We start from the raw sequence: 19,346 nt of genomic DNA, 5'->3' as shown, positions 1-19,346 counted from the left end.
TGACGTCGCCATGTCATGCGTACTTCAAATTCAGAAAAAGGATGGGTTGCAGGGCGCCACACAGGAGGCCAGCAACCAGACAATCCACCAGATACGGAATGCCGGCTAAATGTCCGGCAACGACGACCACAGCAGCCAAGATGATGTTGGCCGCCAGCAGCATCAGAACCAGCCGGGTATCTTTGAACAGCTTTCCGCGCAGGAATAATCCTGCCGAGTTCCATATCATGTCCCACATATTATCCTCCTCCTTTGGGTATCCTCGACTTCAGATCAGTACAAGGATAATCGTACCCAAGACCACGCCGGGAATGACGGGCATCGCCGCATACATGCCCCCCATCATTGCCGCCAGTTTGTAATCACCCAGATTTTTGCCGCCGATCAGCATCCCCGACACGGCACCCGCCAACACCCCAACCAATCCACCCAGCAAAATCCATAGAATGACGATCGCCTGTATCTGTTGACCGTCGAACGCGTTCAGTGCCGACATAGGTGCTCTCCAATATTTTCCCGGTTAATGTACAGATCCATGTTCGCTTAACAGTGCCAGGGTTTCGTCCAGAGCTACGCGGACTAACCTTGACTTATCCATTTCCCCCATTTCCATGAAGATCTTTTCTGCGGTCTCATATAGCCTGGCTGCTTCACCCAGATTACGAATATTGCCGAGTTCCGGGTTCTCTGGGTCGTCAGGCAGGTTCCTCAGCGCGTTGGCCATATTGCTGATGGTGTTTGCATATTCCTCCGGTCGCTCTTTGGGGGTTCGTACCCGCAAGGCCTCCCGATAGGCTTCCAGGGCGCGCAGGTTATTTTCGACCGGATGCGCACTGCTGCTGTACTGCAGGGCATTACCGAGGTTGTTTTGCAGCATGGCGTATTCCGTCGGATGAGCGTCAAGGGTGACAGCACGCAATGCAGACTCATAGGATTGGACGGCCAGTGCCTCGCGCATTTTGGAAGCCTCATCACCCATGGTCATGGACAGATAGGCGGTAGCCAGATTGTTATGGATGATCGCATATTCGCGCGGGAATTTATCCGCAGTAAAAATGCGTAAGGCGCTGTGATACTTCGTTACGGCGTCTGGAAACGACACCTTCCCCGCCACAGCGAGTCCTTGTAGGGCCAGTCCCTCGTTCATCTCGGTTTCGGCAACCTCTTCGGCGCTCCCCAAGGTCTGCAGTACTGGTAACGCACTACGCAGACAAGCAACAGCTTCTTCAAGCACCCGCGTATCGCCAGGCGTTGCCAGCAAGGCAGTTGCCTGTCCAGCCAATAGCCGTGCCCGTAGCAAGACGTCCCCATCCGGACAAACCTGTAAACCTTCTTTATATAGGTTGTTGACCTGCTCGAGATCCTCTGGTCGGCGCGGGTGCCGCTGTAGACCCAGCGCGATCTCCATGAGCATTTCCGCACGCTCTCCAGCCGGAATACTGTCATCCCGAGCGGTTCTCAAGGCGACCTGATATTCCGTTTCTGCCAAAGTACTGGACATGAAAGACCTCCGAGTGGAACACGGTTTGTAATGTTTATTTACAAACTTAGTATAGCGCAGAAAGCAGTGCTGTCAAGTACAATTACATATATGATAAGTTTCTTATCAATATCACTCTGGACACAGCTGACTCGTCTGCCACGCTCCCTGTTCTGGTATCCACAGAAAGGAAAGAACCCCCTCGTAGTTCTCCTGCAGTTCATGCTCCCTCAGGAAGATGCGGAGATCGATCACCCGATCGCCAGCAAGATTGCGACGCTTCAGCAAAAAGCCACCAACACTACCAGGATGTAAGGGGATCAAATGCAAACATGCCGATCGCCAGAGCACGGCAACCGCCCGGAGATCGGCCATGGCATCGCGATAGACGGACGCGGGAATAAAAAGGTACCCGTCCTTCAACAGAAGATTAACAACATTCTCAGTCATGATACCGTTTCCAGCTCGACCAGCGCTGCTTTCACCTGGGCTAATACTGCGGGGATCGCTCTCTCCACGGGTGGTGTGAGCCCGTCGCCAAAACCGAAATCAGTACCCTCTACCAAAAAGACGGTTACCCGCTCGGGAAATCGCTCCCCAAACATGCGCTTTCCGGCATAAAGCGCATGTTCCCAGCGAAAGTCGTGCAATGTGAGGGTTGGGGTATGAGGCAATTCCAGTTCGCTGCCAGGCAACCTGAACACCGCTCCCGGTTCACTGCCCGTCCGGCACGCATCCACAATGATAAGTTGTCGACAATCGCGGGCCCTGAAAATCACATCCATGCCGGAGGTGCCCGCATCATGGAGAGCGATATCTGCGGGCAAAGGATCCATCGCGCCTCGCAGCCGCTGAATAACCGTGACTCCCACTCCGTCATCGCGTCGGTACAAGTTACCGCATCCCAGCACCACACGCATGACTAAATTCGCCACAACCGACAGGACCATTCGGGCCTGACCGGTAACATCAATTCAGGAAGCGCACAGAACTGCCGGTGCGATAGGAAATACATGCACGTTTCGCACGCTTCCTCAATCCCCTCAGCTGCATAAGGATGCAGCGTGAATCCGGCTATCCCGATACGTTCAGCGATCTCTTCCGCCGGCACCTTTTGCAAACGCGTCAGCACCGATTGTTGCATCTCCAGGTCGTACGCACGCGGCTCCGCTTCGGTACGCAACCCAGTACGCAGCAATTTTTCCAGCCGCGCGCGTATTGGCGCGTCCTCCGGGAATTCTTCCATGTCCTGCATATCCAGATACCCCCTCTATATACGCCACAGGCGGCACCACCAGTCCGGCTCTACCGGGACGTCCAGCTCCGGCAGATCACACCAGCGGCGGTGGTTGAGATAATACATGCACTCCTGACAGCGCTGCTGGTCTTCCCCCATGGGATAGTCCGTAAAGCCGCCAATCACCAGTTTCTTTTCCAGATCCGATCCCGCTTCTTCGCGGATACGCTGCAATAGTTGCGCGAAAGCATTGCTGTCTTCGGGAAACGGAGTGATTTCTGTCTTCAGTCCCGCTTTAAGCATGCTGGCAATTTGTGCCCGTAATGCGTCCTCTTCATGTTCATGTGCCATGTGATTCATGATGCCCCTGCCTTTCTCGATTCAAGTGGCTGAATTTTTGGGGCCGGACCCTGCACTCCGGTATCCGCCCCCTTTTTTTAGATTATACGACTCAGGCAGTGCGGAAACGGGCGAGCTCCTTTCCGGACTTGGCATCATGGGCATGCACCGTACAAACCAGACAGGAATCGAACGAACGGGCCACATGCCCGACTTCCACCGGGTCCGCTGGATTCGCGATAGGGGTTCCAATCAACGCCTCCTCGATGGGACCACGGCCACCCTGCGCGTCGTGGGGACCTACATTCCAGGTGGTAGGTGCAATGATCTGGTAATTACTGATCTTGCCACCCTTTACTTCAATCCAGTGTGCCAGTGCGCCACGTATGGCCTCCGTGGCACCCCACCCTTGCCCATCCCGTTCGCGGGGCTTGATGTAGAATGGTTCGTTCAGGCGGAACTCACGCAGGCAATGTTCGGCCTGGCGATAAAGCTTCACCGCCTCATGCATCCGCGCAAAATGCCGCAACCATAGACTGGGGCCCATTTTCTTGTAGACGTCCAGAATGAAGGGGTCGGAATGCTGCCAGGATTCGCCATGGTCGCCGCCGGCGATCAATTGCCGGGATAAGGGACCGGCTTCCATGCGCCCCAACTGCTCATGGGCAACTTCGGTACACCAAGTGTAGGCCCCATTGAAGTCTCGATCATTGGATTGCATCGGCCTCGTGTTCCGGTTGAAGGGATGGACAGGGCTGTTTCCTTCGTCATACCAGCCGTGGGTCGTCGATTCTCGGGTGAAGGACTGATCCATGGGATGAAACTTGTCGGCCTTCGCATCGTAAACCCCGCCCTTCATGAAGACTGACTGTTGCCGTGTGTCAATGGTCGGATGCTGGTAACGGTCCTCATGGGGAAGATAGCCCCACGAAACGTACTTGCCCAACCCCTCACCAAACTTCATCAGCCCAATATCCTCGCCGATCCGATAATACATTCCCAGGTCGGAATTAGCGTGTTCCGGGCGCTCGTCTAGCCACGCCATGAAATCATCATAGGACTTAATTTGCTCATAACGCTCCATCGAACACCCCAACCATACCCGTTCCAGCCAGTTGGTACGGTAATACTCCAGTATGGACCAGGAACGGGTAACATCAGCCAAGGTGGGTGCGCACATAACGCCGCCGGGAACCATGTAGCTGGAATGCGGCCACTGCCCCCCGAAGAGCGCATAGATTTCTACGGGCTTGCCGGATATCGTCACGCCGATTTCGTAATTGGTACCCGTAAACGGGGCGTACCGCCTGACCGCCTCGTCATAGAATTTGCCATGCCGATAGTTCTCATTCACCATATCAATCATGAACAATCCATAATGATGACGCGGCAAGCTTTGCAGACTTTCCGCAAGCTGACCGATATTTCTGGCCAGGATGGCGTTGCGTGGCACTTCCGTCTGCCATGCCGTGTCCAGTGCCCAAGCGGCACAGGTCAGGTGCGAGGCGCCGCAAATACCACAGGCACGCGGTGTTACCACCAACCCCGCCTGCGGGTCCTTATCTCTTAAAATGACCTCGAAGCCACGGAACAATTCAGCCTGCGTGTAGGCTTCGACTACCACGCCGTCCCGAATGTCCACGCGTACATCCAGATCCCCCTCCACTCGGCCAACTGGACTGATATCCAGTGTCTGTACGGATGTTGCCATGTCAATATCTCCTCCAAAATGCAATAAAAAGTAAAAGCGTCGCTCCGCGTCTCAAACTACAAAGATGTCTTTTTCAGCCCAGGCTGGCGAAGCACTCTTGGCGGCTGACGTAAGCTTGATATAAGCGGACTTGTCCACACCCTCTGGCAGGTCTTTCGGCACCCCCATCACAGTCTGGGTTTTGAATACACTGCCTGGTGCCAGATCGAAGAAAGGGAACTCCGGCTCGGTACAACCCAAGCAGGGCATCCCCGCACGGGTCTTCGAGGACTGCCGGTTCCACAGAATGCGGTTACAGGGTGAATGCGTCATCGGGCCACGGCAGCCCAGGTCATAAAAGAGACAGCCTTTTCTCTGCCCAAATTCCGTGGCGGAAACCTTGTAAGCAAAGTGCATGTTGCGGGTACATCCCGTCTGGGTGAAACTTTTGAAAAACGTCTTTGGACGCTGCAGATCATCCAGCTCCAGTTCTCCGGCGCGCCCTGTCGCCACTGCCACCAGTACCTGGGTGATCCAGTCCGGATGGGCAGGACAACCGGGGATATTGATGACAGGAAGCCCAGCTTTGCTTTTGAAGCCCGCCCCCAGGAAACCGCCGTGCTGCTTTTTGAGGAACTGAAGCCCCTGAGAATCACTGGGGTTCGGGGCCGTTGCCGGGATGCCTCCCCATGTCGCACAATCTCCCAACGCCACTACGTACTGGGCAGCACCTGTTAACTCCTTCACCCAGTCTTTCATCGGACGACCGGCAAAACGATTCCAGGTCCCAGTACCATTGGGGGCGTTAACCACGGTACCCTCGAAAACGAATATATCCAGGGGAATTGCCCCAGACACACAATCCCGAAGTAACTTCTGAACATTGTCCCCCAGTTCCACTCCGAGAGAGGGCTGCCAGAGCACCTTGATGCCAAAATCCGTCACCAGATCGCAAGCACTCGGCTCCTCTGCATTAAGAAAAGACATGGTATTTCCAGAACAGGCTCCTCCTTGGAGCCAAAGCACGTTCGCCATCGTCGTAACCTCCTCATAATAAAATAGTCAATGGATACTACGAGAATCGCGAAGCAAAAGAGGTGCCAAACAATAACATTGCTGTTAAACAATAAGATATATAAAAACCTACCCAAACAACTTGCATAATTGCAAAGAAAGTTAATATACTGCGTGCATACTTTCTTTTCATTCTGAGGTACAGATGACGGCAAATCAGCGCGCGGTCCCCGCTACTATTTTGTTAGTCCTAACGGATGAGCAGGAAGCCCGCAACCTGAGCTGGGCGTTGTCCACACAGTATGAATGCATCATCGTCTCCAGCGCCGCAGAGGCGCTGGCCCTCGTCGGCACACATCCTGTGGATGTCATCATCTGCGACGCAAGACTGGAGGATATGTCAGGCACCCAGTGCCTCTTTGACTTCCGCACCCGACAACCATATGCGATAAGATTTCTATGTGGCCTGGGTACGGACTCCAGCGAGTTTGCCGACGCCCTGCATGTCGCCGCCGTTTACGAATATCTGCGGAAACCTCTATTTCCGGAACTGGTGACCCTGAGCCTGAAACGGGCGCTGGAATACCGTGAAATTTCCCGCGAACATCGCCAACTTACCCATGATTTATCCAGACATCAGAAATCCAAGGCAGTCGCTGCCGCTTCGAATCCAAATCAACCGTCACTCCAATTCGATGGATTATTCTTCTGTAGTCAGGCCATGCATAAAATATGCGAACTGGCAAAACGTGCCGCAACCACGGATTTACCCATACTAATTTATGGAGAGACAGGCACCGGGAAGGAATTGCTTGCACGCGGCATCCATTACCACAGCCATCGCCGTGAACAGATATTTCTCGCGCAAAACTGTGGCGGCGTTCCTGCAGAATTACTCCAGTCGGAACTGTTTGGCCATCATCGCGGGGCTTATACTGGGGCGCTGAGCGATCGTCTCGGCCTGTTCTCTGCGGCGGATGGTGGCACGGTCCTGTTGGACGAAATAGAAGACATGTCCGTCTCTTTGCAGGCCAACTTGCTCCGTTTCCTGCAATCCGGCGAAGTGAAACCACTCGGCAGCGATAAAACGCATTATTCCGATGTGCGGATCATCGCCGTCACCAATGTGCCGCTCGACCAACTGGTGGAGCAGGGCAACTTTCGGCAGGATTTGTATTATCGTTTGAAGGGACTCGAAATCAGCATTCCACCACTGCGAGACCGGCCGGAAGACATCCAATTACTTGCGGAACATTTTGCCAAACAATTCTCCACGAGTCTGGGTAAATCCTATGCCGGCATCGGTCATGAGGCATTGAACATCTTGCAACAGTATCCTTTCCCAGGAAACGTTCGGGAACTGGAAAATGAAATTCGCCGGACCGTGGCACTCGCCCCATCCGGGCAACCGATCACTGCGGATCGCCTTTCCGATACGATCATTAACTACCGGATCAAAGAGCCTAAACAGCCCATTCCGACGGGAGAAAGCGGTACATTGAAGGAACTGACGGAAAATCTGGAACGTAGCATGGTCATCTCTGCGCTGAAACGTTGCCACGGCAATCAAAGTCGCGCCGCCGAAGCACTTGGCCTTTCCAGGGTGGGACTGGCCAACAAAATTAAGCGGTACGCCATCGATATAGAGATATCATGATGCAACTAACGCAGTCCTCCGCGTTGGATTGTGTCAGCGGGTTGATCAGATTAAAAATAAAGGCCCTCCCGTTTCCTAAGAAAACCCGTAATCAGTTAAAAGTCTCTTGGCTGGTGAGCGACTGGGGCGAACTATTGTTGCACTTGAGTAAAGAAAAGTGGATATACCTGTAGAAAATATCGCGCATCATCTTGTACGCATTTTGGGAATTGGCCATTCTCCGGCGCAAAACCGTCAGGATAGAGTCTCTCCATCCCCGGCATTGGGTAAGGTGACCACTTTCTGTAAGGTTGCGGGCGCTCGCATCTGTTTCTGATAGTCCGCGATACGGGCATCACGAACCTGCAGTTGCGTTTCCAGTTCATGAATACGGAGATCCAGTCGGTAATTGATTCGGGCCAGGGCGGCGACTTCCGCTTGCGCTTCTTCTACCAGTTTCCGATATTCCTTGAGTTTCGCTTCGGCCTCTGCCAATTCGGAACGATGGGCCTTGAGTTGTGTACGAGGGGCCGTGTCGTTGATTTTACGAATCTGTACCAGGATCGGTTCATGAAAACGGTATAGCGTCGCCCGATCCACGTCTGCTTCTACAGCCACGGCGGCGGCCGTGATTTTGCTCCCTTTTTTCACCCGGCGCGGATTACCATGCACCAAACGGCTCAGTGCCGCTTCCAGCTTGCGGCGGGTCGCCTTGAGCGAGTTTTGACCGTGCTGCGTCAAGGCTGCGAGGCTTTTGTCCGAACCCATGATTATTGATCCTTTGATGCTTCAAGTCTGCGTAGAACGGTTTCGGCTTTGTCCAGGATCAGCTGCGCCCGGGCGCGACCCGATTCTCCCATATCATCCAAAGCCAACGCCTCCTTTTGTTGGTCACGAATACCCTCCCAGACCGGCCGATGTTCAGGACCAATAATGCCATACTGGCAATCCACACACATTTGCGCTTCGAAAATGCACAAGCCCCCACATCCCGTTCCCCGGGCGTTTCCCACGCACCAGGAATGACCGGTTCCATTCAGGGTGATGGATCCTGAATACTCCGCAATCAGCTTTTCTTTGTTTTCCGCCGTGCGGACTGAGGATCGCCAGGCTTTCAGCCATTCACCACCCTTGGCCAAAGGGGCCTCTGAATCCAACAACCCAGTCATAATCTCGGATTGCCGGGTTTGCTTTTCCTGCGTGACCATAGCCATCAATTCGATGTCCGATTCATACTCATCTGCACCCCCATCCGCATAATAAGTGGTCATATCCAGGCTCCAATGACCGAAATGTTCGCGCAGTGCCAGTAAATCACCCAATTCCGAGCGGGCGATGAATCGCGCATACGTTCGTCGAAACTGATGAGGATGTAGATGAAATGGGCTTTCAGAGCTACCAGAACTCAATAATTGCTCACAGAAATGCTGTATATTATGATTTATGGTTGAACCATTTATTACGGATATAGATTTACCATATTTCCTATTCAAAGCAATAAATAGCTTATTTTTTTGTTTTTTTATAGTATTAATTCTTTTGTTGTGTTCGATATTTATTATTCCTTGGTTTTCAATTGATTGATCTTTTATATATTTCTCTTCCTGTTCGAATATGTAACGCAATGGCTCCGATAAACGAGTCAAAACATCAATTGCTGTTTCTACAATAGGCGGTACCTGCCATAACTTTTGACGCAGACCAGTTTTATAAATCATTCCTTTTATCCAGATCGTATCTACTAGTCCATCTTTGCTTGGTCTATGAATCACACAATCAGTTTCAAGAGATTTTATTTCAGAATCGCGTATTCCTGAAAACATTGCAATGATGATATAACAAGCAGTGCGCAATAATATTTTTTCTTTATTGAGAATGGTTTTAGTGCTTATAATGTATGGCTCGGATATATTTGCTGTTAATGACTCCAACTGGTCTGACGGGCTGATTTTCCCGTAAGGATCAAAGAATTCTTCTATTTTCAATATATAATCAGATTTATTGACAACATAATCAATCGCTTTTTGAGCAATTAGAGCGGCAAAATCGTCGGGAATAAACTCTGTCGAAGGTATTCGGTAGTTTTTTGATGATTGAAGTATGCCGGATAAAGAATAAGTCGTTTCCAATGGCCATGGATGAGCTCTTATCGCATCACTCAGTTTATCTTGTTGTTTATATAAATCTTCAACAACACCCAAATACATTAGCAGAGTTCCCGGCTTCAGTGGTTTATTGTTTTTGTTCTTCAGATAATTACAATATTCAATGCTGCGGCCAGTCAACTCTGAGAATGAACGAATCTTATTTTTCGTCATCCAGTACAATAAATGCCTTAAATAAGCGTGCTTGTGAATTATTGTAAGCAATGAAGGACGCTTTTTCCCTTCTACCGGTTCAGCATAAAGTGACCATATAAACTCCTTGGAGGCCATTAGTAGTGATAAAAATTCAGCATCAGTCAACCTTTTCCCATCCGGCAAGGCTACATCCCATAATATTCTCTTTACGGATTCGCTTAAATTATCTTGTGGAATTAACGGATAAAAGTCCCATATAATATCGCCAAATCGGCTGACCACTACTGAAGAACCGTCTCGAGCGACATCCATAGAGACAGGTATTTTCATCTTTTCAATCAGGCTCAATGCGCGAAATTCACGAAACGATAAATTTCCTGCTGCCATCTAAGCGCTCCGCCAGGTAGGGTGTGGATCTTTTTGGGCTTTTTCCTTCGCTAAGGCGACGACAGAACTGGAGAAGTTTGGAAGAATATCTATATCTATGCGTCGAATAATGGGCGCATAGGTTTTGGCCCAATGGTTGGGGTTGATTTTGCTACGTTCAGCTAAAAGCCTATAGTAAAAGCTTAATAGTCGCCAAAGATCATCCTCAAAAACACACATATTGGGGCAACGAAAACAAGTGAGAAACTTCTTGCACACCGATTCGTTTTCGCGAAACGGATTTTGACACCGCGCTATCCCTGTATTGTATCCACCACTCATTAGATTTTTTATATTCTCCAGTGGCACGGAACCATCTGCTGCCAGCATGACTTTACCCTCTACCTCCGTCTTTGAGAACTGATTCACCATGCTATTAATTATAAAAGCATAATCTCTTTCTGATTCTAAGGGTTGTGTGACGTAGTATCGAAGCGTGGTATCGGCCTGCGCATGCCCTAGCGCCATCTGCACACGACGCACGTCTCGTGTACGCCGGTATAGATCCGTGGCCATAGTGGGTCGCAGGCGCGATATATTGAGTTTCAGTAATTTTCCTTCGTCGTCCAGAAGTCGGTGTCGCTTTGAAAACGTTTTCACGAATCTCCCTACGGACGAATCTTGCAACTTGATGAGCAACCCTTTTCTTTCGTCACGCGCTATACGCCAAAGGAATAAATATCCCTGTAATCCTTCTGGAGCATCGCCATAGGTGGATCTGCTCCAATTTCGAAAGAAGTTGAAGTGCTCACTAATATTTGAAGGAATTGTATCCATATTTTTTTGTTCATTTTTCACATATTTTTTACTCAGAGATGTTGCCAATGTTGTATAACCTCGACGTTTTTTAGTTATCAGGACGTCGCGGCCATCCATTGGATGTGATCGCATGCTATCGTGCCGTAAATCCAATAAACAGCTAAGGTTTCTTCCAGTTGCAAGCCCTAATATCAGCAAGTGGACGGCTATTATTTGGGAATCTGATATTTTTTTAGCGTCTTCACTATGGATTATTTTTAGATCTGCATTAAGTGCATTGATAATCTGTTTTTGTTCATTTTGTGAATAGGGTTTACGGTGCAATGCACTACGATTAGAGTTTGGAAAAGGATTTGCAGGAAATGTTAACTTCTTATTCGCGACATTAAAATCTAATTTCTTGCAGTTAAGTAATATATTTTTAACAAAATAAAATGTTTTTTGTTGGGAATTTATAGGAAAACTATTTCCTTTGTTCTTTCCCTTTGTAGATATTTTATGACCTAACCATACCAAGAAATCATCAACGACCTGGCGATCAATTTGGCTAAAATTTGTAATGTAATTTTGTTCGTAATCATCTAAAAAAAGCCAAAAGCGTCTTAAGCCAATATTTTCATATGTCTGAATGCTTTTTGCAGACAAGGAATGGCGCAGCATCCAGAAAACATCCCGTATTTGTTCAGCAAGCTCTTCCCTCCCATTCGTCCGATAACGGTTAAAATCCAGATGGACTTCGCCCATATGGGGACACTGGATTGTGAAAGCCCAACCGGGTGGCAGATCAATCAGCTCGCCGTCCTTTTCTGTCAGGGACACCTTCCGGTCTAATTTCGTCCGCCTAATGGCCATGGCTCAACGACCTGCAGACATCGGCTATGTAACCGTCAATATCATCATGCTGAATCAGATCGGCAGCATGAATGTATTGTTCAGTTGTGGTAATGGAACTGTGCCCCATACGATCCTTGACCCAAAGCAATGCCTGACTTTCTCCCTTGGTTCGGAGCATGCGCAAAAGTTCATAGGTCCCATAGGTATGCCGCAGGAGATGTGGATGACAGGGTATACCTGTTTTCATACTGACTTTGGCAAAAGCATTATTGACGCCCTTAATGGAGAGCGGATCCCCCTTTCTGGATAGAAAAAAACGCGTGGTTTCAGTTTTGTATTTTTTTCTATGAAGGGCCAACAGCTTGGGCCATACGAATGTAAAATATTCATGGAGGGCGACTGCGAGATCATAAGGCAACATCACGGTTCGCGTTTTGTTGCCTTTCGTCGGTGTCATGCTCGCATCCAGGACCATCGGGATCTGTTTTCCTGGATCCCGCCCTGCGGGATTGGGGACTACCCGATAGTCCAGAGCGGTGACTTCTTCCCGTCTCATCCCCGTCAACAGCATGAGATAGCCCATCAATTGCAGCCGTCGTGGGCGGGTCTCTTCCAGAAAACGGATGGCCTTTTCCAATAATAGAAATTGGGGTCTACAATCGTAGGTCTTGAGGGTTAGTGCGTTTACCTCAAGACGGCCCCCTTTGGCGTCCACATGGGCCAGAAATCCTCGCGGTTTGGCCACCCAAATATCCTGTTTGGAAAAGGGTACTACCGTGGCTGTTCCCGATTTGACGGACCAGTCATAAAAAGCGTGCACACTCCGCAATCTTTGATTGACTGTGCTCCGTGCACACCCCCTTTCCAGCATGGCATCCCTCCATGCTGCGATTTGTCCCTGACTGACAGCATTCCAGTCCAGTCCGTTTGCTTCCAGAAAGGCAAAATATTCCAGCAGGTTCGACCCGTAAGTTTGCCAGGTTTTCGCCGACCGCGTTCTGCCTCTGACTGTCGCTATGTAGCGCAGATAATGATTGGGTGGACTCACCAACTCCATCTGGGCATCGCACAGAAAAGGAATATTGGGGCGCTCAACACCCTCAATGCTACATGTAGAATCGGTAAAGAAAAGTTTCATGCAATGTGCCCAACAAAGATAATCTCCTTACCTTGGCTCTCTTTCCAAGGGGTTTTTCTAACTGGATGCCAACCTACGTCTACACCTGAATTGGGTCTTGCCCAATCCTCTCTCTAAGGGTTACTATTTCATATTTGTAATTTATTGTAAATATTTTATCTTTGTTGTCAACAAATATAGGGTGACATACCATGCCAAGTTTGAATGCGACTTGCATGCGTGTGAAATCGGGTCGGCGAATTATGGATGGGATGATTTTCACCGGAACCGGGATTATCTCGTCACCACCAAAAACCCTCGCATAGTCTCTGCCGCCAATGCCGTTTTTAACGCCGACTGGCATAATCGGCATGCACCCGCCTATGCGCATCAGGTCCTGGTGTTGTCTCCAGGCACTTCCGCTGCGCAATTATTGAAAGTGATTAACCAGCCTGGACCGATTGATATCGAAAGCGAAGAAATGGGGCCTTACCGTCCCACTTTGGATGCCATTGCCGCAAAAGGGCATTTAGCGCGAGTAATTCTTCCGGCAAGCATCAGCTGGGAAGATAAAAAGGATGTAGACTATTTGCGTCGGCATGGGGTGCAGGTGCGCTTAATGCCCGTGCGTCCTACATACATCCACGCCAAGATGCTCTGTGGATCGCAATTAGGCTTTGTGGGCTCCGAAAATTTTTCCCAGACCAGCCTTGAGAACAATCGGGAAATGGGCCTGATGATACGCAATGCGGCTAATTTGCAAAAATTGCGAGCGCAATTTAATCGGGACTGGCAAGCGGCTGGATAGCCATGCGTTTAGAGCTAGTCATGCTGCACCGCTTGCTGCGCATGATGGCATGCATGACTATCGTCAGCCTGAGCCTTGGAGTTGGGGTTAGTGATGCCATTCATGGCAACATGGTCCTATTTGACGTGTGTTTGATTTATGTAGCCTTTGCTTTTTTTGTGCTGCGATATGATCACCATCGGATGATTTTGGACTTGGAAACCGAGTAGTTTTTGCGGCGATTGCCCGTCGATTTGGCGGGCTTTTTTATTTTTTGATGGGATGAGGGAAATATGACTCAGAAAAAACCGAACAATGTTTCAAAGAGAAAGCAAATATACATTGCTGGACCCGACGTATTCCGCCTGGATTGGCCGGACTTTGCCCGGCGAGTCTCTGCTGCTTGTGAACGCTTGAATTTCGAACCGCTTTTCCCGATTCCACCTGAACAGAATCTGGACCAAATGGATATGCCCGGCAGTACCCGCATGGGATCTCTCAGCGATGCTGATAAGATCTATCGCCAATGCGTCGCACAGATCAAAAAGTCCGATGCGGTAGTGGCCAATATCACCCCATTTCGTGGGTTAGAACCGGACGCTGGCACCGTTTTTGAAATTGCGTTGGCGGTCGCTCATGGGAAACCGGTTGTAGCTTATTCCCGCGATGTGAAAGCGCCCAGCGAGCGGCTGGCGGAAAAAGCCACCCGCACAGAAAATGGCGCACTATTGTGTGCAGATGGATTCATCATTGAGCGTTTCAACTTGCCCTGCAATCTCATGATCGCGCAAGCTTGCATGTATAATATGCAAGGTGAGGATGTGGAAAAGGCCCTCGAAACCGTGCAGCAAATTTTTGATGGGCTTTTTTTATAACCGTTTTCTTGTCAGCTTTAGGAGAACCTATTTTGGGGAACGTCCAAAAAATCCATAACGGTAATATCCGTCAGGTCTTTCATCAGGCGGGCCTGATTCCATGCATTATTCCTCGCGCTGATGTGGAGTCAGGGGACATTCAACCGGCATGGCAATTCCTGAAAAAGATCAATCAGAAAAAACATCTTTGGACCAACCGGGATGCGCTGGTTTTGTATTTCGCTGGATACGAAGAAGACACGCGGGCTTACTTCCAGATACCGGAATTTGTGCGTTATTTTCGTAATTTGTCTCAGTCGTGGATTTACTGGCTGTGGTTTTTGAATGCGAAGAATCCGGAAAACATTCGTATGGTGTTAAGTTGCCATCTCCCAAATCACCTGCTTTCTGATGCGGCCCAGACGCCGGAAGACCAATACGCGGTGCCTGTTCAGGATGATCTCTCTAATCAGGTTTCCAGCATTATGAATCGACTCTGTGCGGATACCGAAACCCTGCTCTGTAAGGCTGGGCGTGATCCTAAAATAGCCCATAAGCTCACACTAAACCGCCTGGATCTCTGGTTGCCGATTTTGGGCTTGTCTTTGCCTGCAAAAGAGCGGACCTCTTGAGGGACGCAAAGGAGTATTTTAATGCCGGATAATCCAGGCGCTCAGGCCACCTTCTACGAAGAACCTGCGTGGCTGGCACATTTAAATCCCGCTCAACGCGAAGCGGTTACTTTGCCTATGGACAGTCACGGAGCCATTCTTGCAGGTGCGGGCACTGGAAAAACCAACGTGTTGACACATCGAATTGCTTATGCGATTCGCGGCGGAATGGAACCGTATGCGATTGTAGCCGTGACGTTTACCAACAAAGCCGCTAAGGAAATCAAAGAGCGCATTGCCCGCCTGGTCGGTGAGGAAGCCGCCGGGAAAATTCGGTTGGGGACATTTCATAGCCTGGGCCTCAAGTTCCTGCGGAAATTCGGGCATCACATAGGTCTGGAACGTTGCGAAACAGCGGCCCCCATGGATGAAGACGAGGCCGTGGCTTTGCTGCGCCGCGTGATGAAAGACCGGTTTCCAGATACCGATTTAAAAGTCGAGAAGCCCAAAGATCATTACTTTGTGATTTCGCAATGGAAAGAACAGGGTCTGTACGTCAACGATGTTCCTGTCCAAAAAACAGCAAGCGCCAATTTTACCCGGATGCTATATGCCGCGTATGAAGCGGAAAAGAAACGCAGCCAGGCGCTGGATTTTGCGGATTTGGTTTTGCAAAGCAATTTTGTGTTGCGCCATCATCCCGAAGTGGCCGCAGTGTTTCACCAGCATTTACGCATGGTCCTGGTCGATGAATTTCAGGATACCAACCCTATCCAGGTGGAGTTTATCGGGCATCTAACCGGTACCGGGCATTCTGTCCCGACGTTTGTGGTCGGGGACGATGACCAGAGCATCTACGGCTGGCGTGGCGCGGATGCGGGCATTATGCAAAGCTTTTTGAAAAGGTACACGCCCAACCACCTGGTTCGGCTCGAACAGAATTATCGGTGTACGTCCACGATTTTAGATGCCGCTAACGCCGTGATTGCGAATAATCCCAATCGTATCGGTAAGCGGCTTTGGACCGAGCGCCAGGATGTCGGGTCGTTTCAGTTGGATATTTTTGCCGATGCAGAAGCCGAAGCCGGCGCCATTGCCGATCGGATCCGCAATCTCCTGGCTGATGGGATTCCTCCGGCGGATATCGTCGTGCTCTATCGAAAAAACATGCTTTCTCGCGGTATCGAAAAAGCCCTGGTGTTCCGGGATATTCCTTACCGGATCTATGGCGGCCTGAATTTCTTCCAGCGACGCGAGATAAAAGATGCCCTGGCGTGGTTGCGACTGGTGCAAAACCCGCTGGATGAAATGGCGCTTTTCCGAGCCATCGCCGCCCCACGGCGCGGCGTAGGCGCCAAGACCATAGAGCAATGGAAAACGATGGCACAAAAGCAGGGGGTCGCGCTGTGGGATGTTTTGCACTCGGATAAAAAGGCATCTATTCAGTCATTTGTGCAAATAGTCCATCGCCTCCGCCAGGTTTACGAGGCGGAGGGTCTGGTGGTTCTGGTCAAAAAAATGTTGGCGCTCACGAAACTCGAACAATATTACATTACGGCTGCGAAAGAACGCGGCGAAGAATGCGCGGAAAACCTTCAAGAACTGGTCATTGCGGCGGGTGTGTTTCATCACGAAATGCGCGCGACGGGATTGCATATGGAAAGCCTGGCCAGAACGCCGGGGGATTTGTTGAGCGAGTTTCTGGCAGATGCCGTACTGAATTCGGATCAGGGCGGTCAAAAGAAAAAAGAGGGCGAAACGGTCAGTCTGATGACCGTGCATAAAGCCAAGGGCCTAGAGTTTCCGTATGTTTTTTTGTTGGGGTTAGAAGATGGGGAATTCCCAAAAATCACGCAAAGCGGATTTTGCAATCTGGAGGAAGAACGGCGGCTGTTTTATGTGGCTGTGACGCGTTCCAAGTTTTCTTTATTTTTGTCGTGCGTAAGAAACCGCCAGAGCTTCGGGTACACGCAAGATGCCGGGGATGACGAGGCCGAAGATGGTCTGGATAGCCATTTTGTTTCCCGGTTTGTGCAGGAAATCCCGGCGCATTTGTTGGGGGATGCTGCACGATTGGTGCAGGCGTCAAGTCGCAAGCTGGTTGGGTCAGAGACGGGAAGTGATGGCGATTGGTGGTAACGGAGTTGGACCATAGGATCGAACAATGATACACAATGCTCTCGGATATTTACCATTACTGATATTTTTGCTTTGGATTTTTTGGGTCAGTAAATTTCGTGATGGATCTGCTCGCCATAGACCCACCCGGCACAGTGGTTAAAAATTAAGATTCGTGGTTGACAGCCCGCCTTGTGTAGTCTACCTTAAAATTCAGTTTCGTGATGGATTGAGGCGACCGTAATGCGTAACGACAACAAGCTCTACCTTGGCGACAACCTGCAAGTCATACGCAACCACATAGCAGATCGAAGTATCGACCTGATCTATCTGGACCCGCCATTTGCCTCTGATGCCGACTATAGCTATGTGTCCGCTGATTCAATTCCTGGCCGGGCATGCAATAGCGTCACTGCGTTCGTGGACACCTGGGAGTGGACCAGTGAGTCCAAGCGAATACTGGATGATCTCAGGACTCGTAATGCAACCTTGGCAGATCTACTCGGTGCATTGGCCAACGGGCTGCGCAACAATGGCCTAGCGGCATACCTGGTCATGATGGGTGTGCGACTGCTGGAGCTCCGTCGTGTGTTGAAGACCAGCGGGAGCTTGTACTTACACTGTGATGCTTCCGCTAGTAGTTATCTGAGAGTCATTATGGATGCTATTTTGGGCGCCGAGAATTTTCGTAACGAAATTGTATGGAAGCGCACCAGCAGCCATAACGACAGCAAGAAGTGGGCACACATCCATGACACATTACTGTTCTACGCAGGCCGTGGTTTTACGTGGAATCCCGTATATTTGGCGCACGACCCAGAATATGTGCGCAAGTTTTACCGGTTTGAGGATGCCCGTGGGCGCTATCGGCTCCATGAAATCATCCGAACCGCGTCCATGGGGCCACGCCCGAACTTGGCGTATGAATATAAAGGATACCGCCCGGAATGGGGTTGGCGAATGGTCCGCGATAAGGTTGAGAGACTGGACGCTGAAGATCGGCTTACCTGGAGCTCTACGGGGCGGCCTTATCTAAAGCGTTATCTCCACGAGCAGAAAGGTACCCCGTGTCCAGGACTTTGGTTGGATATTCCACCGCTATGCCATACCGCAGCAGAACGCCTTGGCTATCCAACACAGAAGCCATTAGCGCTCCTGGAGCGCATTATCGCCGCCAGCAGTCGGATGGGTGATGTGGTGCTGGATCCGTTCGCAGGATGTGGCACGTCCACACATGCTGCGCAAAAGATGGGGCGAAAGTGGATTGCCATTGATCAGTCTGCTCTTGCCGTGGGTCTTTTACGAAAACGTCTTGAGGCCCATTTCCCGGACTGTTCGTATGAAATCAACATCAAAAGCACTCCTGTTCGAAGCAATAAGCAACCCGTTCTGGCGATTGCTTAATGAAGTTCAGCGATCCCAATTGGGGGTGTACGGGACGACCAAAATACGTTGTCGTCAAAGTGGATTTTGATGCAGACGACATCAATGCGGCTCAGGCTATTGCTGATAGCAAGATGCACTACATCAATATTCATAGCCCCGGCGGGGTAAAACGATCACCAGAGATAATCAGAAACCGTATAATTGCCGGAAAGCTAGCCGATGCAGCAGTATTCCAGTTGATCCAAAGGGCGATAAGGAAATACAAGTTATCCTCACGTTACACTGTTCATGAATACGATAGCGACCGAACAGATGGATTCCAGCATCCTGATCCGTATGATTTAACGCTCGAAACCGCGTCAGGCATAGAAGAAATAGAAGTACGCTCTTCATTTTCCTATAGATTAGGGAAACCAAATAAGATCATCCAGAAAATGTCGATTTATGGGTGGTATGTTTCCGCTAATAAACCAGCCGAAACTCCCCGCGACTGGTATTGGCAGGTCATGTACCATTTGCGTCCCAAAGACTTGGCCCGTGAAGACAATTGGCCAGATGTCGCCGTGTTTGAAAATCAGTTAGATGTCAACGAGGTTGCCGGATATATTGTCGGCGGATCTAGCCGCGAAGCTCTGCAACACAATGGGAGCATCCGCAGCGATCAAGACGGCGCATTGTATCAGGCTATCACGCCCATTTGCGGGGGAATGGATGCTTGGGAAATGATAAGTACTATGTTGGACATCCCAAAGCCATAA

The 19,346-nt window shown here is 50.1% G+C and carries 21 protein-coding genes; 8 read left to right on the top strand and 13 right to left on the bottom strand.

The window, feature by feature from the left end:
• Positions 1 to 13 precede the first annotated feature (13 nt).
• The 9 genes from GCD22_RS08550 to GCD22_RS08510 form a co-directional block, all read right to left on the bottom strand.
• Positions 14 to 238 carry a hypothetical protein gene (locus GCD22_RS08550; protein ID WP_081577129.1) on the bottom strand — a complete coding sequence of 75 codons (225 nt, stop codon included), beginning with the start codon at positions 236 to 238 and terminating at the stop codon, positions 14 to 16.
• 30 nt (positions 239 to 268) lie between these two features.
• On the bottom strand, positions 269 to 496 hold the full coding sequence (locus GCD22_RS08545) for a hypothetical protein (protein ID WP_153940671.1): 228 nt from the start codon (positions 494 to 496) through the stop codon (positions 269 to 271).
• A 24-nt stretch (positions 497 to 520) separates the two neighbouring features.
• Positions 521 to 1,501 carry a tetratricopeptide repeat protein gene (locus GCD22_RS08540; RefSeq protein ID WP_153940670.1) on the bottom strand — a complete coding sequence of 327 codons (981 nt, stop codon included), beginning with the start codon at positions 1,499 to 1,501 and terminating at the stop codon, positions 521 to 523.
• 111 nt (positions 1,502 to 1,612) lie between these two features.
• Positions 1,613 to 1,930: a hypothetical protein gene (locus tag GCD22_RS08535; protein ID WP_153940669.1), complete on the bottom strand. Its 318-nt coding sequence runs from the start codon at positions 1,928 to 1,930 to the stop codon at positions 1,613 to 1,615.
• Entirely contained in the window at positions 1,927 to 2,400 is a 474-nt protein-coding gene (locus GCD22_RS08530) for a hydrogenase maturation protease (protein ID WP_153940668.1), read from the bottom strand. The genes GCD22_RS08535 and GCD22_RS08530 overlap by 4 nt, the downstream gene beginning before the upstream one ends.
• A gap of 2 nt (positions 2,401 to 2,402) precedes the next feature.
• Positions 2,403 to 2,735, bottom strand: coding sequence for a hypothetical protein (locus GCD22_RS08525; protein WP_153940667.1), 333 nt, complete (start codon positions 2,733 to 2,735; stop codon positions 2,403 to 2,405).
• 15 nt (positions 2,736 to 2,750) lie between these two features.
• Positions 2,751 to 3,077, bottom strand: coding sequence for a hypothetical protein (locus tag GCD22_RS08520; protein ID WP_153940666.1), 327 nt, complete (start codon positions 3,075 to 3,077; stop codon positions 2,751 to 2,753).
• A 91-nt stretch (positions 3,078 to 3,168) separates the two neighbouring features.
• Positions 3,169 to 4,767 (bottom strand): nickel-dependent hydrogenase large subunit, encoded by a 1,599-nt coding sequence (locus tag GCD22_RS08515; protein ID WP_153940665.1) that lies wholly within the window; start codon positions 4,765 to 4,767, stop codon positions 3,169 to 3,171.
• A 51-nt stretch (positions 4,768 to 4,818) separates the two neighbouring features.
• Entirely contained in the window at positions 4,819 to 5,781 is a 963-nt protein-coding gene (locus GCD22_RS08510; RefSeq protein WP_126605065.1) for an NADH-quinone oxidoreductase subunit B family protein, read from the bottom strand.
• 184 nt (positions 5,782 to 5,965) lie between these two features.
• On the opposite strand from GCD22_RS08510, the gene GCD22_RS08505 reads away from it, so the two are divergent.
• A complete protein-coding gene (locus tag GCD22_RS08505; RefSeq protein WP_153940664.1) occupies positions 5,966 to 7,417 on the top strand; it encodes a sigma-54-dependent transcriptional regulator in 1,452 nt (483 codons plus the stop codon).
• Positions 7,418 to 7,651: 234 nt separating this feature from the next.
• Here the strand turns inward: GCD22_RS08505 and GCD22_RS08500 are convergent, their stop codons facing one another.
• The 4 genes from GCD22_RS08500 to GCD22_RS08485 are packed head-to-tail and all read right to left on the bottom strand — an operon-like array spanning position 7,652 to position 12,853.
• Complete coding sequence (locus GCD22_RS08500; protein WP_193354170.1) at positions 7,652 to 8,164, bottom strand: hypothetical protein; 513 nt, start codon at positions 8,162 to 8,164, stop codon at positions 7,652 to 7,654.
• A gap of 2 nt (positions 8,165 to 8,166) precedes the next feature.
• Positions 8,167 to 10,083 (bottom strand): site-specific integrase, encoded by a 1,917-nt coding sequence (locus GCD22_RS08495; protein ID WP_211371706.1) that lies wholly within the window; start codon positions 10,081 to 10,083, stop codon positions 8,167 to 8,169.
• On the bottom strand, positions 10,084 to 11,700 hold the full coding sequence (locus tag GCD22_RS08490) for a tyrosine-type recombinase/integrase (RefSeq protein ID WP_211371705.1): 1,617 nt from the start codon (positions 11,698 to 11,700) through the stop codon (positions 10,084 to 10,086).
• Positions 11,701 to 11,722: 22 nt separating this feature from the next.
• Positions 11,723 to 12,853 carry a tyrosine-type recombinase/integrase gene (locus GCD22_RS08485; protein ID WP_153940662.1) on the bottom strand — a complete coding sequence of 377 codons (1,131 nt, stop codon included), beginning with the start codon at positions 12,851 to 12,853 and terminating at the stop codon, positions 11,723 to 11,725.
• Between the two features lie 211 nt (positions 12,854 to 13,064).
• On the opposite strand from GCD22_RS08485, the gene GCD22_RS08480 reads away from it, so the two are divergent.
• The 7 genes from GCD22_RS08480 (at position 13,065) to GCD22_RS08450 (ending at position 19,346) form a co-directional block, all read left to right on the top strand.
• Complete coding sequence (locus GCD22_RS08480) at positions 13,065 to 13,640, top strand: phospholipase D-like domain-containing protein (RefSeq protein WP_342353877.1); 576 nt, start codon at positions 13,065 to 13,067, stop codon at positions 13,638 to 13,640.
• A gap of 20 nt (positions 13,641 to 13,660) precedes the next feature.
• Positions 13,661 to 13,849 carry a hypothetical protein gene (locus GCD22_RS08475; protein WP_153940660.1) on the top strand — a complete coding sequence of 63 codons (189 nt, stop codon included), beginning with the start codon at positions 13,661 to 13,663 and terminating at the stop codon, positions 13,847 to 13,849.
• A 63-nt stretch (positions 13,850 to 13,912) separates the two neighbouring features.
• Complete coding sequence (locus GCD22_RS08470) at positions 13,913 to 14,494, top strand: nucleoside 2-deoxyribosyltransferase (RefSeq protein ID WP_051690672.1); 582 nt, start codon at positions 13,913 to 13,915, stop codon at positions 14,492 to 14,494.
• Between the two features lie 32 nt (positions 14,495 to 14,526).
• The gene (locus tag GCD22_RS08465) at positions 14,527 to 15,105 is read left to right on the top strand and encodes a hypothetical protein (protein WP_153940659.1); all 579 of its coding nucleotides are present in this window, start codon (positions 14,527 to 14,529) and stop codon (positions 15,103 to 15,105) included.
• Between the two features lie 21 nt (positions 15,106 to 15,126).
• Positions 15,127 to 17,223 carry an ATP-dependent helicase gene (locus GCD22_RS08460; RefSeq protein WP_153940658.1) on the top strand — a complete coding sequence of 699 codons (2,097 nt, stop codon included), beginning with the start codon at positions 15,127 to 15,129 and terminating at the stop codon, positions 17,221 to 17,223.
• Positions 17,224 to 17,445: 222 nt separating this feature from the next.
• Positions 17,446 to 18,606, top strand: a complete 1,161-nt coding sequence (locus GCD22_RS08455; RefSeq protein ID WP_153940657.1) for a site-specific DNA-methyltransferase — start codon at positions 17,446 to 17,448, stop codon at positions 18,604 to 18,606.
• Complete coding sequence (locus tag GCD22_RS08450; protein WP_153940656.1) at positions 18,606 to 19,346, top strand: hypothetical protein; 741 nt, start codon at positions 18,606 to 18,608, stop codon at positions 19,344 to 19,346. The genes GCD22_RS08455 and GCD22_RS08450 overlap by 1 nt, the downstream gene beginning before the upstream one ends.

The organism is Acidithiobacillus thiooxidans ATCC 19377 (genome assembly GCF_009662475.1).
Classification (GTDB): domain Bacteria; phylum Pseudomonadota; class Gammaproteobacteria; order Acidithiobacillales; family Acidithiobacillaceae; genus Acidithiobacillus; species Acidithiobacillus thiooxidans.
This window is presented reverse-complemented; position numbering and strand designations above follow the sequence as displayed.

What these genes read in the sequence shown, in the direction of transcription:
- GCD22_RS08550 (WP_081577129.1), bottom strand. Translation starts at nt 238, where the DNA reads ATGTGGGACATGATATGGAACTCGGCAGGATTATTCCTGCGCGGAAAG.
- GCD22_RS08545 (WP_153940671.1), bottom strand. Translation starts at nt 496, where the DNA reads ATGTCGGCACTGAACGCGTTCGACGGTCAACAGATACAGGCGATCGTC.
- GCD22_RS08540 (WP_153940670.1), bottom strand. Translation starts at nt 1,501, where the DNA reads ATGTCCAGTACTTTGGCAGAAACGGAATATCAGGTCGCCTTGAGAACC.
- GCD22_RS08535 (WP_153940669.1), bottom strand. Translation starts at nt 1,930, where the DNA reads ATGACTGAGAATGTTGTTAATCTTCTGTTGAAGGACGGGTACCTTTTT.
- GCD22_RS08530 (WP_153940668.1), bottom strand. Translation starts at nt 2,400, where the DNA reads ATGCGTGTGGTGCTGGGATGCGGTAACTTGTACCGACGCGATGACGGA.
- GCD22_RS08525 (WP_153940667.1), bottom strand. Translation starts at nt 2,735, where the DNA reads ATGCAGGACATGGAAGAATTCCCGGAGGACGCGCCAATACGCGCGCGG.
- GCD22_RS08520 (WP_153940666.1), bottom strand. Translation starts at nt 3,077, where the DNA reads ATGAATCACATGGCACATGAACATGAAGAGGACGCATTACGGGCACAA.
- GCD22_RS08515 (WP_153940665.1), bottom strand. Translation starts at nt 4,767, where the DNA reads ATGGCAACATCCGTACAGACACTGGATATCAGTCCAGTTGGCCGAGTG.
- GCD22_RS08510 (WP_126605065.1), bottom strand. Translation starts at nt 5,781, where the DNA reads ATGGCGAACGTGCTTTGGCTCCAAGGAGGAGCCTGTTCTGGAAATACC.
- GCD22_RS08505 (WP_153940664.1), top strand. Translation starts at nt 5,966, where the DNA reads ATGACGGCAAATCAGCGCGCGGTCCCCGCTACTATTTTGTTAGTCCTA.
- GCD22_RS08500 (WP_193354170.1), bottom strand. Translation starts at nt 8,164, where the DNA reads ATGGGTTCGGACAAAAGCCTCGCAGCCTTGACGCAGCACGGTCAAAAC.
- GCD22_RS08495 (WP_211371706.1), bottom strand. Translation starts at nt 10,083, where the DNA reads ATGGCAGCAGGAAATTTATCGTTTCGTGAATTTCGCGCATTGAGCCTG.
- GCD22_RS08485 (WP_153940662.1), bottom strand. Translation starts at nt 12,853, where the DNA reads ATGAAACTTTTCTTTACCGATTCTACATGTAGCATTGAGGGTGTTGAG.
- GCD22_RS08475 (WP_153940660.1), top strand. Translation starts at nt 13,661, where the DNA reads ATGCTGCACCGCTTGCTGCGCATGATGGCATGCATGACTATCGTCAGC.
- GCD22_RS08470 (WP_051690672.1), top strand. Translation starts at nt 13,913, where the DNA reads ATGACTCAGAAAAAACCGAACAATGTTTCAAAGAGAAAGCAAATATAC.
- GCD22_RS08460 (WP_153940658.1), top strand. Translation starts at nt 15,127, where the DNA reads ATGCCGGATAATCCAGGCGCTCAGGCCACCTTCTACGAAGAACCTGCG.
- GCD22_RS08455 (WP_153940657.1), top strand. Translation starts at nt 17,446, where the DNA reads ATGCGTAACGACAACAAGCTCTACCTTGGCGACAACCTGCAAGTCATA.
- GCD22_RS08450 (WP_153940656.1), top strand. Translation starts at nt 18,606, where the DNA reads ATGAAGTTCAGCGATCCCAATTGGGGGTGTACGGGACGACCAAAATAC.